At 52.8% G+C, this 1,618-nt stretch carries 1 rRNA gene; it reads left to right on the top strand.

What is annotated here, in order from left to right:
• A 23S ribosomal RNA gene (locus AC3WOK_RS23330) occupies window positions 1-1,618 on the top strand; the annotation flags it as partial.

The following is a 1,618-nucleotide window of genomic DNA, read 5'->3' as shown; positions in this document are numbered from 1 at the left end:
GTGGTGTGACTGCGTACCTTTTGTATAATGGGTCAGCGACTTATATTCTGTAGCAAGGTTAACCGTATAGGGGAGCCGAAGGGAAACCGAGTCTTAACTGGGCGTTAAGTTGCAGGGTATAGACCCGAAACCCGGTGATCTAGCCATGGGCAGGTTGAAGGTTGGGTAACACTAACTGGAGGACCGAACCGACTAATGTTGAAAAATTAGCGGATGACTTGTGGCTGGGGGTGAAAGGCCAATCAAACCGGGAGATAGCTGGTTCTCCCCGAAAGCTATTTAGGTAGCGCCTCGTGAACTCATCTTCGGGGGTAGAGCACTGTTTCGGCTAGGGGGCCATCCCGGCTTACCAACCCGATGCAAACTACGAATACCGAAGAATGTTATCACGGGAGACACACGGCGGGTGCTAACGTCCGTCGTGAAGAGGGAAACAACCCAGACCGCCAGCTAAGGTCCCAAAGTCATGGTTAAGTGGGAAACGATGTGGGAAGGCACAGACAGCCAGGATGTTGGCTTAGAAGCAGCCATCATTTAAAGAAAGCGTAATAGCTCACTGGTCGAGTCGGCCTGCGCGGAAGATGTAACGGGGCTAAACCATGCACCGAAGCTGCGGCAGCGACGCTTATGCGTTGTTGGGTAGGGGAGCGTTCTGTAAGCCGTTGAAGGTGTGCTGTGAGGCATGCTGGAGGTATCAGAAGTGCGAATGCTGACATAAGTAACGATAAAGCGGGTGAAAAGCCCGCTCGCCGGAAGACCAAGGGTTCCTGTCCAACGTTAATCGGGGCAGGGTGAGTCGACCCCTAAGGCGAGGCCGAAAGGCGTAGTCGATGGGAAACAGGTTAATATTCCTGTACTTGGTGTTACTGCGAAGGGGGGACGGAGAAGGCTATGTTAGCCGGGCGACGGTTGTCCCGGTTTAAGCATGTAGGCGGAACGATTAGGTAAATCCGGTCGTTTATTAACGCTGAGGTGTGATGACGAGGCACTACGGTGCTGAAGTAACAAATGCCCTGCTTCCAGGAAAAGCCTCTAAGCATCAGGTAACATCAAATCGTACCCCAAACCGACACAGGTGGTCAGGTAGAGAATACCAAGGCGCTTGAGAGAACTCGGGTGAAGGAACTAGGCAAAATGGTGCCGTAACTTCGGGAGAAGGCACGCTGATATGTAGGTGAAGCCCCTGCGGGTGGAGCTGAAATCAGTCGAAGATACCAGCTGGCTGCAACTGTTTATTAAAAACACAGCACTGTGCAAACACGAAAGTGGACGTATACGGTGTGACGCCTGCCCGGTGCCGGAAGGTTAATTGATGGGGTTAGCGGTAACGCGAAGCTCTTGATCGAAGCCCCGGTAAACGGCGGCCGTAACTATAACGGTCCTAAGGTAGCGAAATTCCTTGTCGGGTAAGTTCCGACCTGCACGAATGGCGTAATGATGGCCAGGCTGTCTCCACCCGAGACTCAGTGAAATTGAACTCGCTGTGAAGATGCAGTGTACCCGCGGCAAGACGGAAAGACCCCGTGAACCTTTACTATAGCTTGACACTGAACACTGGTCCTTGATGTGTAGGATAGGTGGGAGGCTTTGAAGCGTGGACGCCAGTCTGCGTGGAGCC

The organism is Enterobacter sp. FW301-JW81, assembly GCF_058788735.1.
This window is presented reverse-complemented; position numbering and strand designations above follow the sequence as displayed.